The organism is Streptomyces sp. NPDC001493 (genome assembly GCF_053597235.1).
Genome location: NZ_JBSFHV010000001.1, coordinates 76,015 through 95,570, shown reverse-complemented (window position 1 = coordinate 95,570; position 19,556 = coordinate 76,015). Strand labels below are relative to the sequence as shown.

The window sequence follows — 19,556 nt, the reverse complement described above, 5'->3', positions numbered from 1 at the left end:
TTCTACAACGAGTGGGCAGGTATTGTCCGTTGGATTGCGCGCACGCTCTTACCCGACCGCTCCCGGCCGACAGGGCCGGTCGGTGCGGGTGATCGGCCGACCCGACCGCGCCCCGTACGTACGTCACCTCGGGGCGGGTGGTCCGGCGCCCGACGAACCGGTGGCGTCCCGCGGCGAAATGCCGTCGGAACGCCACCGGGGTACGGAAGGAGGTCAGGCGCCCTGCTGGACCGGGCCGACGAGGGTGCCGACGGCCACCGTGTACGCGCCCTCGGCGAAGGAGGTGCCGGGGATCTCGCCGCCCGGAGCCTGGAGCGTGAACGCCGCCTCGTCGGCGGGCACGCCTCGGCCGCCGCTCGGTACCTGGATGTCGAAGTGCACCGGGTGCCCCGGGCCGAAGGTGACCGCGGTGTCCTGGTCGCCGTAGCTGCCGGCGGTGATCCCACTGTCCGAGCCGTGGTTCAGGAACCGCGCCTCGGTGGGCGAACCCGCCAGCTCGCACGGCTCGTATCCACGCGGCGCGGTCAGTGTGACGCGGTAGTGGCTGTGCCCGGCGGTGTTGTCCGCCCGGGTGATCGTCGCCGTGTGATTGGCCGGCCGGCAGGCCGAGGGAGCACTGCCGCCACCTGTCGCCGGTGAAGCCTGTACGGCCACCGCGCCGGCCCCGCCCGCCAGCACGGTGGCGGCGAGAACGACGGTGATCCTCTGGTCGATACGCATCAGACACGCTCCTTGCCCTGGGGCTGCCCCGGCGCCTCTGGCGGCCGCGCGACGGCGGCTACGCCACCCGGAGCCTTTCGGGAGGATTCGCGGCGTCGTCGCCGTTCGGCAACCAGCGGTTACGGGACAGCCCGTCGTTCGATGGCCTGCGGCTGTTCCCAGCCAGAGCCATGGTCGACGCCATTCCTGCCCGCTTTCCCTCGCGATGTATGTCCCGGAATCGCCACAGTGGCCTCTGGCGCCACGCGTTCGGCACCTGCGCCCTGGAGCGGACCGGACCCGGCGGGCCCGGCCCCGCCCCATGCCAGGGCCGGACGACCGGACCGGATCAGCGAGGGGCCGTGTCGGCGCGGACGCCGATGGTCAGCAGCAGGTTGGCGTACGTACGGGTGTCGGCGGTGACGATCGCCAGGGCCAGATCCGGGGAGCGGGCCGCGTCGTAGAAGGCGAACCGGTCGAGCGACTCCACCGGCACCGTGCCGAGCCGGGCACGGTAGTCGGCGATGGCCGGCGGCTCCGGTTCGCCCTCCGGCGGCACCATCACCTGTGCCGATTCGACCGGGATGGCCCGCAACAGGACATCGAGCACGGACGGGACGTCGAGCAGGCCGGGGGCGACGTTGAGGTGGACGACCCTGGCGCGCGGTCCGACGGCCGTGCTCGCGGGGTAATGCCCGTCGGTGAGCAGCACGCTGGCGCCGTGCCCGGCTCCGGCCAGGGCTTCGAGCATGCCGGGGTGCAGCAGATCGGTCAGGAGCACGAGAATTCCTCCGAAGCAGGGACAGGCGTGAGCCGATACGAGTCGGACACGGGCCTGGCGGCGGCAGACCAAGCGGTTCGGAGCTTCACGGGTGTGTCCTCGCGCTTGTCCCGGAGCGAGTGGAAGAGGTTCTTCGGGATCCGCAGCCGGGTGAAACTACCGCTAGAGATAGGACGTATGTAAGACGATGGGCAATCATTTGTCCAACCATGCTCAATACGTCTTCGATTCAAAGACTATGAGCGGTTCGGTATCGCACTTTCCATGCATGGATAAGAAATCCATCCCATCAATGACCGTCCAACAACTCAGGGATGGCCAGCTGCGGGAGGGGCAACCACCGATCACACCGGCCTACGCGTCGAGGAGCGTGCCGGGGACCCGGCGAACACCCCGTTCCAGCTCGTCGTCGGCTCGAAGAGGCCCGCCGGCGGCGAACTCGGCGTGTACGAGGGGGCGCCAAGGTCGCACCGCTGACGAGAAACGATGCCGTCGGCGGCCCCGGCCGGCCGCTCTCCCTCGCCGGCCGGGGCCGCCACCGGGTCCCGTCAGGCGGCCTCGTACTTGAGGGCGGGGCCGAGCAGCAGGCCGCCGTCGATGACGAACTCCGATCCGGTCGCGAAGGACGCCTCGTCGGAGCTGAGGAAGAGCAGCGCGCGGGTGATGTCGGCGGGCTCGCCCAGTCGCGGTACCGCGAACGGCTCGGGGGCGTAGAAGTCCGAGATCGGGGCGTCGCTGCCGACGGCGGGCTCGGTGATGAACGGCGTGGCGACGACGCCGGGGTGGATGGCGTTGACGCGGATGCCGTCGCGGCCGAGTTCCAGGGCGGCGGTCTTCGTCAGGCCCCGGACCGCCCACTTGCTCGCCACGTAGGGGGCGTAGAAGGCCGTGCCGCCCATGCCGGAGGTGGAGGCGATGTTGACGATGACACCGCCGCCGTTGCGGCGCAGTGAGGGGACGGCCGCCTTGATGCCGAGGAAGGTGCCGGTGAGGTTGGTGTCGAGGATGCGGTCCCACACGCGACGGTCGGTCGATTCGACCGGCGCCGCGGGGTTCTGGACCCCGGCGTTGTTGACCAGGACGGCGAGCGGGCCGAAGCGCTCCTCGGTCGCCTCGATCGCGGCTCGCCACGAGTCCTCCTCGGTGACGTCGAGGCGGACGGACAGCGCGCGGCCGCCGAGTTCGGCGGCGAGGGCGCTCCCCCGGTCCTCCGCGAGACCGGCGATCACGACGTCGGCACCCTCGGCGTGGTAGGCGCGGACGTGGCTGGCGCCCTGACCGCCGGAGCCGCCGGTCACGAGCACGGTGCGGTTGTCGAAGCGTCCCATGGGTGGTTCCTTTCAAAGTAGCGAGTCGAGCGACTCGCCTCACCATCGACCGTAGAGGGCCCGCCAAGGTGAGTCAAGTGACTCACCTTGCCTAGGATGGGGGTATGAGCACCGAGCCTTCGGCCTACCACCAGCGGGTCGCCGAGCAGAAGCGGGCGGCGATCCTGCGCGCGGCCACCCGCCTGTTCCTGGATTCCGGCTACGACCGGACCTCCCTCGCCAAGATCGCCCAGGCGGCGGAGGTGTCGAAGGCGACCCTGTTCAAGCAGTTCCCGACCAAGGCCGCGCTCTTCGACGCGATCGTCACCGCGTCCTGGCAGGCGGGCGACGGCGACGAGGACTCCCCGCCGCCGGGCGACCCGCGCGCCGGACTCACGCTGATCGGGCGGCGCTACGTGGATCTGCTCACCCGTCCGGACATGGCCGACCTGTTCCGTATCGTCATCGCCGAACTGCCGCGCTTCCCCGAACTGGGGGAGTTGCAGTTCAGCCGGGGCAAGCTGCCCTACTTCGATTCGGTGCGCCGTTATCTGGAGGCCGAGCGCGAGGCCGGCACCGTCGTCCTCGACGACGCGGAACTGGCGGCCACTCAGTTCCTCGGCATGATCTCCAACTACGTGTTCTGGCCCCGCATGCTCCTGCCGCACTGGTCTCCGGACGACTCGGCCATGGAGCGCGTCGTCGACGAGGCCGTTCTGATGATGGATGCCAGGTACGCCGTACCCTCCGGCGGCTGACGGTCACGGCCGTCCCGCTCCGGCCCCGAGCCGGACGAGCAGTCGCCGCGGCGCGAGGCCGCCCGGCCCGCTCCCGCCTTCCGCCACCGGGCCCTGGTGGCGAAAGGCGGGAAGCGGCGTCCGTCAGCGGCCGGCGAGCGCCCGGATCTCGGCGGCGATCATCTTCGGGTCCTCCTCGGCCATGAAGTGGCCGCAGGAGACCGTGCGGTGCCGCAGGTCGTCGGCCCAGGCGCTCCAGAGCCCCTGGGCGTGGTAGCCGAGCGCGGCACCCCAGTCCTGCTGGAGGACGGTGACCGGCATGGCCAGCCGGTTGCCCGCCTCGCGGTCGGCGGTGTCGTGCTCGACGTCCACGGTGGCGGAGGCGCGGTAGTCGGCGACGATGGAGGGCACGGCCGCCGCGGAGGCGTCGAGGTAGTGGTGGCGGACCTCGGCGGGAATCGCCTCCGGATCGTTGGTCCAGGCGTCGAGGAAGTAGGCGAAGAAGGTGTCGGCGGACGCCTGGATCATCTCCTCCGGCAGACCGGGTGCCTGGGCCATCAGATAGAGGTGGAAGCCGACCGCGCCGGACACCCCGCCGAGGGCGTCCCACATGTCGAGGGTCGGCAGGACGTCGAGGAAGAGCGCCCCGGACACCGCGTCGGGGTGGTCCATCGCGGCACGGAAGGCGACCAGTGCGCCGCGGTCGTGGCCGGCCAGGGTGAACCGGTCGTGCCCCAGATCGGCGGCGAGGCGGACGACGTCCCGGGCCATGGTCCGCTTGGCATAGGTACCGGGGCCGGCCTCGGCGGGCTTGTCGCTGGAGCCGTAGCCGCGCAGGTCGGGGCAGATGACGGTGTGGTCGGCGGCCAGATCGGCGGCGACGTGCCGCCACATCAGGTGCGTCTGGGGAAAGCCGTGCAGCAGGACGACCGGGCTGCCGGTGCCGCCGACGGCGGCGTTCAGCGTCACGCCTTCGTCGACCTGTACGCGGTGCTCGGTGAAACCGGGGATGCTCAGGTGTGTCACAGCGACTCCTGTGGTTCGTGGCAGAGTGGACGTTCCGGGCCTCGCGGTACGGTCGTCCGGGGACGTCACCCAGGTTGCGGCCCCCGGATCAGCGATCGATGAGTGAGCACGCGGCACCCGCGGGGAAGGCGCCGCCCGCGAAGGGACTGTGCCGTGGGCGTGGAGTTCGGACTGCTGGGACCCGTGGCCGCCTGGGACTCCGACGGCGCACCGCTCCCCCTCGGTGCCCCGCGCCACCGCGAGGTGCTCGGACGGCTGCTGATCGCCCGCAACCGCGTGGTGCCGGTCGGCCGGCTCGTCGCGGATCTGTGGGGGGACGAACCACCGGCCGGAGCGGTCGGCGCGGTCCGCACCTTCGTGGCCGCGCTGCGCCGTGCGCTGGAGCCCGGCCGGCCTCCGCGCCACCCGTCACGCGTACTGATCACCGACGGCCCCGGCTACGTCCTGCGCGCCGGGCGCGACGCGGTCGACGCCTGGCTGTTCGAGGACACCGCGGGGCGGGCCGCGGCGGCACCACCGCACGCCGCGGTCGCCCTCTGGGACGAAGCGCTCGCGCGGTGGCGGGGACCGGTCCTGGCGGACTTCCCCGACGCCCCGTGGGCCGCAGCCGAACAGGCCCGCCTGGAGGCGCTGCGCCTCGACGCGGTCGAGCGGCGCGCCGACGCCCTGCTGGCGACCGGCGCCGCCCGCGACGCCGTCGCCGACCTGCGGGCCCATGTCGCCGCGCACCCGGGACGGGAGGACGGCTGGGTTCTGCTGGCGACGGCGCTGGACCGGTCCGGGCGGCGCGGCGAGGCCCTGGAGACCCTGCGCCATGCCCGGGACGGCCTCGCGGGCGGGCCCGGCGGCCACGGCCCGGGGCCCGCGCTGGCCCGTACCGAGGCACGCATCCTCAGCGGTACGGACGACTCCGCGGCCGAACCGGCCGGGACCACGGACGGCGTCTGGGACCGGGCGGCGGCCGCGTGGGAGCGCTCGGTCCCGGCCAGGTCCCGGGCCCGGCTGCACGCCACCGCCGGGCTGCTGCGGGACCTCGCGGTCACCGGCGCGGACGGGCTGGAGGAGGCACGGGAGCACCGCCGCGACCTGGTGGCGGCGGCGGAGACCACGGGCGACACCGAGCTGGCGGCCCGGATCATCGGCTCGTACGACGTACCGGCGGTGTGGACCCGCGCCGACGACCCGGCGGACGCCGGTGAACTGTCCCGGGCCGCCGCCCGTACCGCCGCGCGGCTCGGCCCCGACGGACCGCCCGCGCTGCGCGCCCGTCTGCTCTCGGTCGTCGCCGTCGAGTCACGCGGCGACGCCGCCGCCGACGCGCCACTGCCCCGGGCGGCCGACTCCCCCACCGACGAACCGTGGCGGCTGCGCGCCGGACGCGCCTCCGAGGAGGCGGTCCGCCTCGCCCGGCGCCTCGGCGACCCCGCCCTGCTCGCGTTCGCTCTCAACGGCGCCTTCATGCAGTCCTTCAACACCTGCGGATCGGCGGCCCGCCGGGAAACACTCGGCGGTGAACTGACCCGGCTCGCCGTCGACCACCAGTTGCCCGGCCACGAGGTCCTGGGGCGCCTGATCCGCCTCCAGGCGTGCGCGGGCCTCGGCGACTTCGCGGCGGCGGACACCGAGGCCGCGGAGATCGACCGGCTCGCGCACCGCAACGAACGGCCGCTCGCCGGGGTGTTCACCTCCTGGTACCGGGCCCTGCGGATCTGCGAGACCGACGGCTGGGCGGCGGCCCGCCCCCAGTACACGGAGCTCCTCGGCAGTACGGCGAACAGCGGTATGCCCGGCCTCACCCGGGGAGCGGCCGTCCTCGTCGCCCTGGTCCCGGTCATGCGGGGCGACACCCTGCCCGGGCCCGACGCCTTCGCCGGTCTCGACGCCGGGCCCTACCAGCCGTGGCTCGCCCCCCTGACGCTGGCCGCTTCCGGTGCCGTGGAGCAGGCCAGGCAGGCGCTCACCACCGTTCCCCGCCCTCCGCACGACCTCCTCCAGGAGGCCCTCTGGTGCGTACTCGCCCGGGCGGCGGCGGCCGTGGGACACGAGCCGGTCCTGCGCCGGGCCCACGACGAACTCGGCGCTGCGGCGGGCGAGTCGGCGGGAGCGGGCAGCGGTCTCGTCTCCTTCGGCCCGGTCGCGCACCACCTCCGGGTCGTCCGGAACGCGCTCGACGCGGCCGGTCGGCCCTCCGCCTGACCGGCCGAACTGCCGACCGGACGACCGCCCTGACGACCCACCACCCAACCGGCCGACCGCCCTGACGACCTCGCGCCCGCCCGGCCGACGGACCCACCGCGCGACTGGCCGACCCGTCTGACCGGAAGGTCCGCCCGAGCGCGACCGGGCACTTTCGAGCACTTTCGAGCAGCGGACGAGCGCCGCCCGGCGGGTTCCTGAACAGGCGAGCGGCCCAGGATGGGCTGAGCCGCCGACTCCCGGCGCGCTTCCCGACCCTTCCTCCGAGGAACCATGCGCATCCTGTTCTCCTGCACGCCCGCGATGGGCCACCTGCTGCCCCTGCTCCCCATGGAACGGGCCGCCCGCCGGGCCGGCCACGTCACCGCCGTGATGACCCACGCCTCCCTCGCCCGGGCCGCGGCACCGGCGTCCTTCCTGCCGGCCGGCCCCACCCTGGCGGAGGCGCTCGCGGAGACCGCCGCCCGCACCGGCCTCGACGCGACCGCCGTCATGAGCCCCGCCACCGTGGGCGAGTTCTTCGGCGGAGTACGCGTCGACCTCGCCCTGCCCGAAGCGCTGCCCCTCGCACGGGACTTCGCCCCGGACCTCGTCATCGCCGAAGCCGCGGACCAGGTCGGTCCGGTCCTGGCGGGGGCGCTGGGCGTCGCGTGGGCGTCCCACGCGGTGGGCATCGAGATCGCACCCGAGCTGAAGGAGGCCATGCGGAACGCCGCCGGTACGAGGGCTGCCGCCGTCGGCGCGGCCTGGTCCGCGCCGGTGGCCGAGATCGACCCGTGGCCGGACTTCCTCCAGCTCCCCGGCTGGACCCCATCGGTCGCGCGGGTCCCCGTCCGGCCCGAGATCCACGAGGCCGAGGACGGTCCCGCAGGTCCGCCACACGACCGGCCGTCCGCACGGCGGCCGAAAATCCTGATCTCCCTGGGAACCGTGGTGGACGCACCCGGTCTTGTCGAGGACCTGATCGCCGCCATGCCCGAGGACGTGGACGTGGTGGCCGCGCTGAATCCCGGCTCGTCCGCACGCCCCCACGTCGACGAGCGCAGGGTGCGGCTCACCGGATTCGTGCCGATGCGCGAGCTGTTGGAGGGCGTCGACGCCGTGGTCTGCTCGGGCGGAGCCGGGACGGTCACCGCCGCACTCCGCTCGGGCCTGCCCCTGGTCGTTCTTCCGATGGGGCTGGACAAGCCGCTCAACGCCGAGCGGGTACAGGCGTTCGATGCCGGCCTCACCGTCTCCACGGCCGCCGAGGCCGCCGTCGCGGTACGCCGCGTACTCGCCGAGAGCCGGTTCTCGGCGGCCGCCCGTGACGCCTCCGCCCGCCTGGCAGCCCTTCCGTCCGCGGCCCAGGTCCTCGACCGGCTGCTGCCCGCCGCGGCGCGCCACGGCTGCGCCGTCTGAGTACCGGCCGACGGCCACGGCCGCGCGCCGTTCGCACCCCCGTGCCGCACGGGCCCGGACCGTCGCCGAGAGGCGGAGGCCGGGGCCGGTGACGGCCGTCCGCGATCACCCGTTCCGGGGCTCCTATGCTGGTGGGGGACGGGGCGGACGGAGAGAACAGGCGCGGGCGACCGATGAGCGGGAACGGCAGGGCGAGGCTCGGCGACCGGTTGCGGCAGGCACGCGAGCGGTTGTTCGTCGGCCGGGAAGCCGAACTGAACCGGTTCGCGCACGCCTTGCGGGGTGACGGCGACGCGCCGCAGGTGGTCTTCCTGCACGGCCCCGGAGGATCGGGCAAGTCGGCACTGCTCCGCAGGTACGCCTCCGAGGCGCAACGCGCGGGCCGGAGCGTCGTGCACGTCGACGGGCGCACCACCCCCGCCGACCCGGACAGCTTCGGTGCCGCGGTGCGCCCCGCCACCGACGGGAAGGCGACGGTGCTCCTCATCGACACCTTCGAGAACTGCGGTTCTCTCGAAGGGTGGCTCTTCGAGGAGTGTCTGCCGCAACTGCCGGCGGACGCCGTCGCGGTGATCGCCGGACGCCGTGCCCCGGACCCGGTCCGGATCGCCGACCCGGCGTGGGCGGAGCTGATCGAAGTGGTTCCGCTCGGCCCGCTCGCCACCGCGGACAGCGAGCGTCTCCTGACGGCCCGCGGTGTCCCGGGCCACCTGCACCAGGACGTCCTGGACTTCACCGGCGGCCACCCGCTGGCCCTCGCCCTGGCCGCCGCCGTGGTCGAGCGGACCGGCACCCGGGAGGCCGGGCCCGGTGCGGGTCCCGACTGGACGCCGGGCCGGGAGGTCGTCACCACTCTGCTGCGGCACCTGATCGGTGAACCGCCCAGCAGGGCGCACCAGGCCGCGCTGGAGGTGTGCGCCCACGCCCATGTCACCACCGAACCGCTGCTGCGGGCGATGCTGGGCGACCAGGGCAGGGAGCTGTTCGCCTGGCTGTGCGCCCAGCCGTACGTCGAGACCGCCGGCACCGGGGTCTTCCCGCACGACGTGGTCAGGGAGGCGCTGGAGTCCGACCTGCGCTGGCGGGACCCGGAAGGTTTCGAGGACCTCCACAACGCGCTCAGACGCCATCTCCTGGACCGGGTGCGTACGGGTCCGTCGCACCGGTTCCTCCACGCGGTCGGCGAACTCCAGTACCTGTACCGGTCCGACGGGTTCATGGCGGACACCCACGGCTGGCACCCGTACGGCCTGGTCCGCGACCTGCCGTACCACCCGGCCCGGAAGGCGGACGTCCTGGACCTCGTCGAGCTCCGGGAAGGCCCCGAGTCGGCCGGGATCGCCGCCCACTGGCTGGCCCGGCAGCCGGACGGCTTCCACCTCCAGCAGGTGCCGCCCGGCGAAGAGGCCGCGTCCTGTTCGGCATGGCTCAGGATCGATCCGTACGACGGACAGGCCGAGGACCCGGTCGTCGCAGCCGCCTGGGCGCATGTGCGCGAGCACGAACCGCTGCGTGCCGGGGAGCACATCGCGGTCGGGCGGTTCCACGTCGGTCGCGGCACCTACCAGCGGCCCTCGCCCGTCATGGATTTGGTGCTCTGGCGCATGCTGGGAGAGATCGTCCGCGACGACCAGCTCGCCTGGTCCTTCATCGTCATGCGCGACGACGGCTTCTGGGACCGGCACCTGCTGCACTGCGACATGCTTCCGGTGGAACCTTCTGTGGAGGTCGGAGGTGTGCGCCACCGCCTCTTCGCCCACGACTGGCGTCCCCGGCCCGCGGCGCACTGGCTGGCGGACAAGACCGACGCCATGCTCGGTGGTACCCCCGTCACCGGCGGCGGGAACACCACCCTCGGCGAGACGCCAGTCCTGGACCGTACCGCCTTCGACAACGCGGTACGGGCCGCGCTGCGAGCCCTGCGCCGGCCCGACGAACTCGCTCTCAACCCGCTCCAGCGCAGCCGCGCGGTGCTCGGTCACGAGACGTCCCTGCACGACGTCGTCCTCGCCGCCATCCACTCCCTGCCGCTGGAACGCGGTGGCGAAAAGGCGTACCGGGCCGCCATGACGGCCTTCGTGGAGGGCGCTTCGACCCAGCAGGCCGCAGCGCGACGCCTCGGCCTCCCCTTCAGCACCTACCGCCGCCACCTCACGGCATCGGTGCAGCGGATCGCCGACATCATGTGGCGGCACGAGGCCGACGGCACACCCGTCGTCGGCCCCTCGGACGCGGACACACGGTCGCGGCCGAGACCGTCGTAGCGAGGCAGCCGGGACCGAGAGACTGCCCACGTGGTGCCCGTGCAGTCGAGGAACTCGGCGACGGTGGGGACACCTCGGTGGCTTCGCAGTTTCCGGCGGAGGTCGTCCAGGGTGCTGCTGCCTCGTGCGGACGTGACACCGCCCATGCGGGCGACGGCGATGTTGGCGATGTCCACGGCAGCGTCGACGTCGCCGGGCGAGAGGTGTGCTTCGGCGAGGTGTGCGAGGTAGATGTCGTGGCCGCGCGGGAAGGCGTCGCCGTTGTACGCCTCGCCCTCCACGTCGTGGGCGGTGGGGGCGTCCTCGAAGTGCCGGAGCGCTTGCCGGGGGTCGCGTCGTACACCTCTCGCGATCCCAGCGTGTCGTCGAGGTGGCGCAGGTCGTCGAGACGGCGCTCGAAGTGCTCTGGCACGCCGGCGTCGATACGGCGACCCCCCGGTGGAGGAGGCGAGGACGGGGGCCGCGTCGGACCACTGGGTGAGAGTGCTGGTGAGGGTGACGGATGTGGTGATCAGGAATTTCCTGCGGTCCACCGGACCTCCTGCGATCTCCAGTGCGTGCACGGGCGCCGTTGTGGTCCACGGGCCCGTGAGAACGGCGTGGTCGTCGGGCACGGTGCTGCTCGGCGACCCGGAACAGGTACGCCTCGTGGGTCATCTCGCGCTGGGACAGCAGGTAGGCGAGCGGGTGCTGTTCGGCGGTGGTCTCCACGGCCACGGCGGTTCCCCTTCGCGGGCACACGGGTCACCCACCGGTGTTCCGGATGCGAACGGTGCGGGGAAGGGGCACCGGCCTGGCCGCAACGCCACAGCTCTGGGACTCGTCCCGCGAACGGGGTGTTCTTGTCCGGCGGCCCGACCGGACCGCGTCCGACGAGGCGTCAGGAGATAGACATGACGACGTTCGCCGCGCCGACGCGGCCACCAGGGACACGAGCGGCCCGGGGCGGGAGGGGACAACGTGGTCACCAGGCTCGGCTACGAGCATCTGCGCCGCCACGACCTTTGACGCACCTCACTGACCTGGTTCGCCGACGCAGGGGTCCAGGTACACATCCTTCGCAGGATCGCCGGCCACGGCTCACCGACCACCACCCGGCGCTACCCGCACCCGGACGTCCACAAGATCACAGCGGCCGGAGCCGCACTCTCAGCCCACTTCACGGCGCTGCGCGCACCGCGCTCACTGCCGAGCCCCATCGTCATGACCCGCTGACGCGGCCAAGGACGCCCAAGCCCCCGTTGGCCCCCGACTGGTCCCCAGAAAAGATCAGGGCCGGTTTCGGATTGCTCCGAAACCGGCCCTGATCTTCGACTGTCTCCAGTCGGGACGACAGGATTTGAACCTGCGACCCCTTGACCCCCAGTCAAGTGCGCTACCAAGCTGCGCCACGTCCCGCTGCGTTTCCTCCCGGTGTTCCCGGTCGGCCGCGCAGGGAAAACATTACCTCACTCCGAGGGTCGAATTGACGCGCGTGCCTGCTGGGCGCGATGGGCGAGTGTGTCGGCGCCGCAGGCGACGGCCAGTTTGTGGGCGTGGGCGAGCTCCCGGGTGCTGCGGATCGCCATGCCGTACTCGTACCGGGCGAGGGCGTGCTCGTACTCGGAGGAGGACGCTTCCAGGTGGCGTACGGCGTCGGCCAGCAGCTTCTCGGCCTCTTCGGCGGGTGCGAACACGGCGAGGCACCGCAGGGCCTCACCGATCGCGGTGTCCGTCCCGAAGCGCTCCGCGTGCTTCCTGGCCTCGGCCGCGATCTCGGCGCCCTTGGCCGGGTCGGTGTCGGCGAGCGCACGGGCCAGGTCGAATGCCCAGGGCGCCCAGACTCCGTTGTGCCGCTCGCGCGCCTCCAGTGCGAGTCCCGCCGCTTCGAGCTCGGCGATGGCCTCCACGGTCCGGCCTTCGGCCAGCAGCAGTCGTCCACTGATGCACGGGGCGTCGGGGAGGACCATGGCGCTGGGATACGGGTACGGAGCACCGAACTCGTACTGGTCCGCGATCGCCCGGGCTTCGGCCGTACGGCCCCTCGCGAGCAGGGTGTCGATGAGGAGGCACGCCGCGTCCCAGTGGACGGGAAGGCCGGTGCCGACACGGTCGGCGAGGCGCAGGCCCTCGCGCAGGAAGCCCTCGGCCTCCGCGAGCCTTCCGCGGCGGCGGGCGACGAGGCCGAGCAGGGTGTGGGCGAAGGCGAGATGCGCGCCGCTCCAGCCGGAGATCTCGAAGGCCCGCACCGCTTCCCCGAAGAGGCTCTGGGCCCGCGTGTACTGGTCGGTGAAGGCATAGGTGATGCCGACCATGGCGGGGAATTCGAAGCCCCACTCCGGGTCCGTCCAGCCGAGTCCCCGGGCCGGGCTGCCGTCGACGAGGGCGCGTTCGCAGAACTCGACGACGAGCTCGGCGCTCTCGCCCCGCATCATGGCGTCGAACGCGCGCAGGGTGATCAGGGCGCGCTCGGGGTTGTCCCGGCCATCGAGATGGTCCGCGTTGTTGACGAGCCGGCGCGAGCGGGCGGCACCGTCGTCCTCCTCCCGCTGCATCCCCTCCCACTGGAAGTGCGCGGCCTGCAGACGCATCAGGCCCGGTCCCGGAGCGGTACGCGCCGCCTCCGCCGCGAGGGTGTCGGCCGCCTCCTTGAGCTCGTTGTTGTGGGCGAGCGCGGCGGCGAGCCGGAAGGTCGCGTCGACCCGCTGGCGGTCGTCCAGACCCGGAGTGTCGAGCGAGTTCCGCAGATGGCGCACCGTGGTCGCGGGCGAGCTGAGGAGCGTGGCACAGCCCAGTTCGTAGAGGATCAGCGCGCGGTCCTCGGGCCGGGGCGGCTCCTCGACGGCGCGTTCCAGACAGCGCCGGGCGGCTTCCGGGGCGCCGACCGCGAGGTGATGGGCGGCCGCCTCGCGGAGCTGCCTCACCACCTCCTGGTCGTCGTCCGCGTGCACTTCGAGAAGGTGGCGTGAGGCTGCGGCGACGCCGTGTCCGGCGTCGGTGAGGGCCCAGGCCGCCCGGCCGTGCGGGTGGCCCCGGGGATCGATTCGTAGATGGTCGTGGCGATGAGCGGGTGGACGAACTCGAGCGGGTCGAAGCCGGTGATGATGCGGGCCTCGCGGAGCTTGCCGGTGCAGTCGGCGGCCTCCGCCGCGCTCATCCCGGCCAGGTTGGCCGCGATGACCGGCGAGATCTCCGTGCCCAGTACGGCGGCGGCCCAGGCGAACCGGTTGGCGTTGGTCCCCAGCCGCTCAAGACGGGCGACGAGCCCGCGGCCCCGGGCGGAGGCGCCGAGTGGGCGCAGCTGACCCGCGGAGTCCTCCACCGGAGGCATCTCCTCGTCCTGCACCTTGGCGACCAGTTCGACCGCTTCGTACGGGTTTCCTCCGGTCACCGCCCAGACCTCGCGGCAGAACGGGTCGTCCGCGTGCTCCCCGAGGCTCTCGCGGACCAGATGAGCGGTCGCGTCCGGGGTGAGCGCGCGCAGCGGGATGCGGACGAGTTTGGCGGGGTCGTTCGCCGCGTTCGGGTCGAAGGCCCCGAACCTGCCCCGATCGGCCATTTCTTGTGGACGGTAGGCCGGCACGGCGAGTAAAGGCAGATCGCCGAGGTTCTCGGTGAACGAGGAGAGCCAGTCGAGGGATTCGCCGTCCGCCCAGTGCGCGTCGTCGACGATGAGCAGCAGCGGCCGGTGGCTGTGGCGGACCGCGAGTTGACGGACGACGTGGTCGAGGCCGTCCCGGACACCTTGGGGCTCGGGCTGCGGTCCGCTGGGCTGCGCGAGTCCGAGTGCGGGCGCGGTGGTGTCGTACCAGTCGCCGAACAGCTCGCGGAGCTGGTCGGGCGCGATCTGGACGAGCGCGGGCTGGAGCAGTTGGCGTACGACGTGGAACGGGACCGACGTGACGGTCTCACCGCCACGCGCCGACCAGACGGTGCAGCGTTCGGCGGCCATGGCCTGGACCTCCGCCAGCAGCGCGGTCTTGCCGAGTCCCGCCTCCCCGCTGTAGACCAGCAGGCCTCCGACGGCCTGCGCGCCACAGAGCGCCTCCACCGCGTCTGCTGCGGCGGCGAGTTCGGGATCGCGCTCGTACAACGGCCGGGACGGCTTCATGCCTCCCCTTCCCCAAGGTGATGCGGACAAGGGCCGAGCGTAGCCGTGCGCGGGACGGCGCGGGCGGTGGTTCGAACACTTCGCCGCAGGTAAGGGCCGCTCAGGGGCACAATCAAGCCGTGGACGAGACGCACAGGGACCGCGACGACGAAGGCCGGGCGCGCAACGCGCGCCCCAGGGACGGGCTCGGACGCCCCCTGCCCTACGGAGCCGAGGGAGTGGGGCGCCAGCCCGAGGGGGTGGTGCGCTCCCCCGAGGAGACACTGCGGGAAGCGCAGCGCCTGCTGGACGCGGGCATGCCGTTCCACGCGCACGAGGTCTTCGAGGACGCGTGGAAGTCCGGCCCCGAGGAGGACCGTGACCTCTGGCGCGCCATGGCCCAGTTGGCGGTGGGTCTGACGCACGCGGCGCGCGGCAACGCGGTGGGAGGGGCCCGGTTGCTGCGCCGGGGAGCGGGCGTACTTGGCGCATATCGCACCCTCGAACCGTACGGAATCGGGATCGACGGGCTGATCGACTGGGCCCGGGAGTTGGCGGCGCGGGTGGAGCGCCGAGGAGCGATGGCGGCTCCCCCGGCGGACGCGGCGGACCAGGCGGACGCGGCGGACCAGGCGGACGCGGCGGACCAGGCGGACCAGGCGGATACGACGACCGGCGGCGGTCTGGACGCGGCCACGGAGGCGCCTCGGCTCTGTCCGGTACGCCCGTAGAAGGCGCCTTCGATGTGGCGTGAAGGGCACTCTTCCCGGGCTCGCCGTACCCCCTGCCGCGGACAGCCGTTACGATCCGGCTCCATGAGCACTGCTGACCAGGAACAGGTTCGGGAACAGGTCCGGGTCGAGGACGAGGAAACCGGCCAGGAGCGGAACGAGACCCAGGACCGAACCCTGAAGGACGACACCGAGGGCGCGCGCCCTGCGGGAACGGCCCCCGAGGCGGTGGCCTCGGAGGAAGGCGCCTCGGCGGAAGGGAAAGATGCCTCGGACGAGGGCGCCTTCGACGAGGAGGCAGGCGTGGAGGCCATGGGAGAGCGGCGCCTGACGCCTCGCCAGGCGAGACGGCTGCGCATCGCGCTGTCCTCGGCGGGCATGGCCGTGATGGCGGTGGTCCTGTGGATGCGCATCGCCAGCCGCTCGTCGGTGCTGGTCGTCGGCGTCTACGGGCTCGCCCTCATCCTCTGCGGCGTGGTAATGGAGCTCAGCCGCAACGGACGTACACGCCTGGCGAGTTGGCTGCTCGGTATCGGTCTGCTCGCGGCCGTCGGGACGGACTGGCTACTGCTTCCCTGAGGACCGTGGCACGCGCGGCACGGTCCACGGACCGGGCCCGCCCCTCAGAGCAGCAGCAGCTGGAGTCCGCCCACCACCGTCGCCACGAGCACGATCCGCTCGAAGAGCCGCTGGTTGATCCGGTCCACGAGGCGGCGGCCCAGCCAGGCGCCGGGGAGGACGAAGAGGACCAGGACCGCGTCGAGGAGCAGGGAGCGCCCGTCGATCAGGCCGAGTCCGACGCTGAACGGCACCTTGGTGACGTTGACGATGAGGAAGAACCAGGCGGAGGTGCCGAGGAAGCCGAGCTTGCGCATCCCGGAGGAGAGCAGGTAGAGCGACATGACGGGGCCGGCCGCGTTGGCCACCATGGTGGTGAAGCCGCCGAGCACCCCGTACGTTCCCGCCTGAGCGCGTGCGGCGTTCCGGGCCCTGCGGCCGGAGGGCCGCGACTCCGTCGCCGCCGCCCTGTTCGTCCCCTCGGTCCGCGCCCCGCCTTCCGCCGCCGCCCCGCCTTCCGCCGCTGCCGCGACCGACGCGACGGGCGCGCGCTCCCCCGCCTCCGCTCGCTCCTCGCCCTCCAGAGGCCCGGTCCGCCGCCGTCGCCAGAGCGTGACGCCGACCATGACCAGCAGGATGGCCCCGATCGACGTGCGTACGGCGCCGTCGCCCGCGTACTTCAGGAAGAGCGTTCCGGCCACCAGGCCGACCGCGACGGCGGGGAAGAGCCGGAGCAGCGTCGGCCAGTGCGCGTGCCGCCGGTAGACGAAGACGGCGAGGACGTCACCGGCGATCAGGAGCGGGAGGAGAACTCCGGTGGACTCGCGGGCCGGAAGCACTGCCGCGAAGACCGCGAGGCTGATCGTGTTGGCGCCGTTGACCGAGGTCTTCGAGAAGCCGACGAGGGCGGATGCCGCGGCGAGCACGGCCAGCTGTACGAGCGTGAGGGTATCCATTGCGGATCGAATGCTAAGCACATCGATTCCGGTGCCGTGCACCGCCCACCGGGCCACACCCTCTGGCGTCCGGCCGGGACGATCTGCCTATGCTGCGCCCGCGAGCGCTCACGGAAACGCTCAAACGAACACCATGCGGCAGTACGGGGTAAGGGGCCAACAGCATGCGGGAGCCGGTGGAACTGAGGCGGCAGCGAATCCTCGCGGTGGTGGGGTCGCGGGGGGCGGTGAAGGTGAGCGCGCTCGCCGAGGAACTCGACGTCTCCGTGGTCACGGTACGCCGGGACGTGGAGGAGCTGGCCCGTGCGGGACGGCTGAGGCGGGGGCACGGGGTGGCCCGGTCGGCCTCCTTGGCGCAGGATCCGGCCCCCGCGCCGGCGGCGGAGCGGACCGGGCCGGCCGGAGAGGGCGGGCCGGTCGCGCTCGTGGTGCCGGAGCGGCATTCGTACCTGTACGAGACGCTGCACGGCGCTCGTTCGGTGCTGGACGAGCACGGCATCCGGGTCGCGCTGCACATCGCTCCGCAGGCCCGGGGGACCGAGCGGCCCCTGGTGGAGCAGGCGCTCGCGGGGGGCGCTCGCGGGCTGTTAATCGCGCCGCGCTGGCGCAGCGCCGGGTGGGAGGAGTCCGACGGCGAGTGGCTCGCCGAGGTGGGGGTGCCGACCGTGCTGATGGAGCGCAGGCCGCGCCCGGGCAGTGCGCTGCACGCCCTGGACTCGGTCTGTTCCGATCACTGGTACGGGGTCCATCTCGCGGTGGACCACCTGGTGTCGCTGGGGCACCGCCGTATCGTGCTGGCCGCCCGGGACGACAGCCCGACCGCCCGGAGCATCCGGTCCGCCTTCGCGGAGATCGCCGCCGGGCGGCCCGAGGTGGAGGACTGGTGCGTGGTGCTCAGTTCGCCGGACGCGGTCCCCTCGGAGGGGCCGTACGAAGGCGAGGGCCCTGCTGCCCGGGGTGGCTCCGGAGCACCGCTGGACCTGGCGGCGGTACTGCGGGAGCGGCGGGCCACCGGCGCCGTGCTGCACGGTGACGTCGACGCGTTGATGCTGGTGCAGCGGTTGACGGAGAGCGGGGTGCGGGTGCCCCAGGACTGTTCGGTGGTGGCGTACGACGACGTCGTGGCGGGGCTGGGCACCACGCCGTTGACCGCGGTGTCGCCGCCGAAGGCCGAGATCGGACGGGCCGCCGCCGAGCTGCTGCTGTACCGGCTGGGGGGCTCCGGAGGGGCGACGGGGCCGGTGCGGCGTACGGAGTTGCTGCCGGAGTTGAAGGTGCGTGGTTCGGCGCAGGCCCTCATCTCCTCACAGTGACCGATCGTTTGACCGCTTTAGATTTCTTCTGATCGATCTATTGACCGTATCCGGTCAGGCGATCAGGATTCCCGTTGTCCCGAACAGGAGCCGCGGGAGGCGCGCATGCCTGATCGACAGAGTCGTCGGTCCGTGCTGGCCACGATCGCCTCGCTGCCGTTGGCAGGTGCGCTCAGCGCCTGCTCCGGTGGCGGGGCGTCCGGGCAGAGCACGAGCAGTACAGACACCACCAGCAGCACGAGCAGTACCAGCAGCACCGGCAAGGGCGGAAAGGTCCGCATCACCTTCTGGTCCGCCCTGCGGGGCAGTCAGGAGGTGGTGGACGCCTTCAACCGCGGTCACCGCACCATCGAGGTCGAGTTCCAGCAGATCCCCTCGGGCGGTCAGGGCGGCTACGCGAAACTCAGCAACGCCGCCCGGGCCGGGAACGCCCCGGACGTGGCGACCCTGGAGTACCCGCAGGTGCCGGGGTTCGCCATCGACGGCGTCGCCCGGGACCTGACCGGTCTGGTCAGCGACACGCTCCGGGCCAAGCTGCTGCCGCAGGCGCTGGGGCTCACCACGTTCGACAAGAAGATCTTCTCCGTCCCGCTCGACATCGAACCGATGGTGATGCACTACCGCACCGATCTGTTCGAGGAGTACGGCCTGCATGTGCCGCGCACCTGGGACGAGTTCGAGGAGGCGGCGGCGACCGTACGGCGCAAGGGCGGTGAGCGGCGGCTCGCCCTCTTCCCCACCGACGGGGCGACGCAGATGGCCGCGTACGCCTGGCAGGCGGGCGCCCAGTGGTTCTCCACCGCCGGCGGCACCTGGAACGTCTCGCTCGGCGACGCCCCGACCCGCCGCGTCGCCGCGTACTGGCAGCGGCTCATCGACCGGGACCAGGTGTTCATGAACGCCGTGGAGAGCCGGCAGAGCGACGCGCAGATCGGCAACGGTCTGGTGCTCGCCCGGCTCATGGGCGCCTGGGACGCGGGTGCCCAGATGAAGGCCCGGCCCGGCCAGAAGGGGCAGTGGGCCATCGCTCCGTTCCCGCAGTGGGACACGGCGAATCCGTCCAACGGGACGCACGGCGGGTCCACCTTCGCGGTGACGAAGGACTGCGCGCACCCGGAGGCCGCGATGGAGTTCATCGAGTGGCAGGTCTCGCACCCCGACGCGCTGCGGGCCCGCCTCTCCAGCGGGGCGAGCAGCCAGTACCCGGCCGCGCCCGGCCTCGTCTCCGTGGGCAGCCAGGCGTTCGACCGCTCGTACTACTCGGGCCAGGACATCTACCGGGTCTTCGAGGAGCAGGCGCGGATCGTCAGGGACGGCTGGGTCTGGGGTCCCCGGATGACCGCCACCGGCAAGGTGATGCAGGACGGGTTCGCCCGGGCGAGCGGCGGCAAGGGCTCGCTGCTGAGCTCGATCGAGGCCGCCCAGGAGGGCACCATGCCCGACCTGCGGGCGCTCGGTCTCGCCACCAGCGAGCGTTCCACGTGAGCCGCGCCCGGGTGCCCCTGCACCACCACCCCG

The 19,556-nt window shown here is 72.7% G+C and carries 12 protein-coding genes, 1 tRNA gene and 3 pseudogenes; 9 read left to right on the top strand and 7 right to left on the bottom strand.

Features of this window, described 5'->3' with window-relative positions; all coding sequences use genetic code 11:
* Positions 1–213 precede the first annotated feature (213 nt).
* The 3 genes from ACWCWD_RS00365 to ACWCWD_RS00355 form a co-directional block, all read right to left on the bottom strand.
* Complete coding sequence (locus tag ACWCWD_RS00365) at positions 214–720, bottom strand: DUF4232 domain-containing protein (protein WP_450769006.1); 507 nt, start codon at positions 718–720, stop codon at positions 214–216.
* A gap of 328 nt (positions 721–1,048) precedes the next feature.
* Positions 1,049–1,480 (bottom strand): RbsD/FucU domain-containing protein, encoded by a 432-nt coding sequence (locus tag ACWCWD_RS00360; RefSeq protein ID WP_450769005.1) that lies wholly within the window; start codon positions 1,478–1,480, stop codon positions 1,049–1,051.
* 548 nt (positions 1,481–2,028) lie between these two features.
* Positions 2,029–2,808 carry an SDR family NAD(P)-dependent oxidoreductase gene (locus ACWCWD_RS00355; RefSeq protein WP_450769003.1) on the bottom strand — a complete coding sequence of 260 codons (780 nt, stop codon included), beginning with the start codon at positions 2,806–2,808 and terminating at the stop codon, positions 2,029–2,031.
* Between the two features lie 104 nt (positions 2,809–2,912).
* Here ACWCWD_RS00355 and ACWCWD_RS00350 point away from each other — a divergent pair, with 104 nt between their 5' ends.
* Positions 2,913–3,545: a TetR/AcrR family transcriptional regulator gene (locus ACWCWD_RS00350; protein WP_450769002.1), complete on the top strand. Its 633-nt coding sequence runs from the start codon at positions 2,913–2,915 to the stop codon at positions 3,543–3,545.
* A 123-nt stretch (positions 3,546–3,668) separates the two neighbouring features.
* Here ACWCWD_RS00350 and ACWCWD_RS00345 read toward each other — a convergent pair whose 3' ends face one another.
* The gene (locus ACWCWD_RS00345; RefSeq protein ID WP_450769000.1) at positions 3,669–4,550 is read right to left on the bottom strand and encodes an alpha/beta hydrolase; all 882 of its coding nucleotides are present in this window, start codon (positions 4,548–4,550) and stop codon (positions 3,669–3,671) included.
* 153 nt (positions 4,551–4,703) lie between these two features.
* Between ACWCWD_RS00345 and ACWCWD_RS00340 the strand changes: the two genes are divergently transcribed.
* From ACWCWD_RS00340 to ACWCWD_RS00325, 4 genes and pseudogenes are all read left to right on the top strand, one after another.
* Positions 4,704–6,746: a BTAD domain-containing putative transcriptional regulator gene (locus ACWCWD_RS00340; RefSeq protein WP_450768998.1), complete on the top strand. Its 2,043-nt coding sequence runs from the start codon at positions 4,704–4,706 to the stop codon at positions 6,744–6,746.
* 273 nt (positions 6,747–7,019) lie between these two features.
* Positions 7,020–8,147 carry a glycosyltransferase gene (locus ACWCWD_RS00335; protein WP_450768996.1) on the top strand — a complete coding sequence of 376 codons (1,128 nt, stop codon included), beginning with the start codon at positions 7,020–7,022 and terminating at the stop codon, positions 8,145–8,147.
* Between the two features lie 173 nt (positions 8,148–8,320).
* Positions 8,321–10,411, top strand: coding sequence for an ATP-binding protein (locus ACWCWD_RS00330; protein ID WP_450768995.1), 2,091 nt, complete (start codon positions 8,321–8,323; stop codon positions 10,409–10,411).
* A 954-nt stretch (positions 10,412–11,365) separates the two neighbouring features.
* Positions 11,366–11,626: pseudogene (locus ACWCWD_RS00325) on the top strand (site-specific integrase); the annotation flags it as partial.
* Between the two features lie 109 nt (positions 11,627–11,735).
* On the opposite strand, the gene ACWCWD_RS00320 reads toward ACWCWD_RS00325, so the two are convergent.
* Positions 11,736–11,809 (bottom strand) — tRNA-Pro (locus ACWCWD_RS00320).
* Between the two features lie 50 nt (positions 11,810–11,859).
* A pseudogene (locus ACWCWD_RS00315) lies at positions 11,860–14,501 on the bottom strand (ATP-binding protein).
* 119 nt (positions 14,502–14,620) lie between these two features.
* Here ACWCWD_RS00315 and ACWCWD_RS00310 point away from each other — a divergent pair.
* Positions 14,621–15,097: pseudogene (locus ACWCWD_RS00310) on the top strand (DUF309 domain-containing protein); the annotation flags it as partial.
* A 198-nt stretch (positions 15,098–15,295) separates the two neighbouring features.
* On the top strand, positions 15,296–15,790 hold the full coding sequence (locus tag ACWCWD_RS00305; RefSeq protein ID WP_450768993.1) for a hypothetical protein: 495 nt from the start codon (positions 15,296–15,298) through the stop codon (positions 15,788–15,790).
* Between the two features lie 44 nt (positions 15,791–15,834).
* On the opposite strand, the gene ACWCWD_RS00300 is transcribed toward ACWCWD_RS00305, so the two are convergent.
* Positions 15,835–16,725 (bottom strand): sulfite exporter TauE/SafE family protein, encoded by an 891-nt coding sequence (locus ACWCWD_RS00300; protein WP_450768991.1) that lies wholly within the window; start codon positions 16,723–16,725, stop codon positions 15,835–15,837.
* Positions 16,726–16,889: 164 nt separating this feature from the next.
* Between ACWCWD_RS00300 and ACWCWD_RS00295 the strand changes: the two genes are divergently transcribed.
* Both ACWCWD_RS00295 and ACWCWD_RS00290 read left to right on the top strand, forming a co-directional pair.
* Positions 16,890–18,038, top strand: a complete 1,149-nt coding sequence (locus ACWCWD_RS00295) for a substrate-binding domain-containing protein (protein WP_450768990.1) — start codon at positions 16,890–16,892, stop codon at positions 18,036–18,038.
* A gap of 105 nt (positions 18,039–18,143) precedes the next feature.
* Positions 18,144–19,523, top strand: coding sequence for an ABC transporter substrate-binding protein (locus ACWCWD_RS00290; RefSeq protein WP_450768989.1), 1,380 nt, complete (start codon positions 18,144–18,146; stop codon positions 19,521–19,523).
* Positions 19,524–19,556 lie beyond the last annotated feature (33 nt).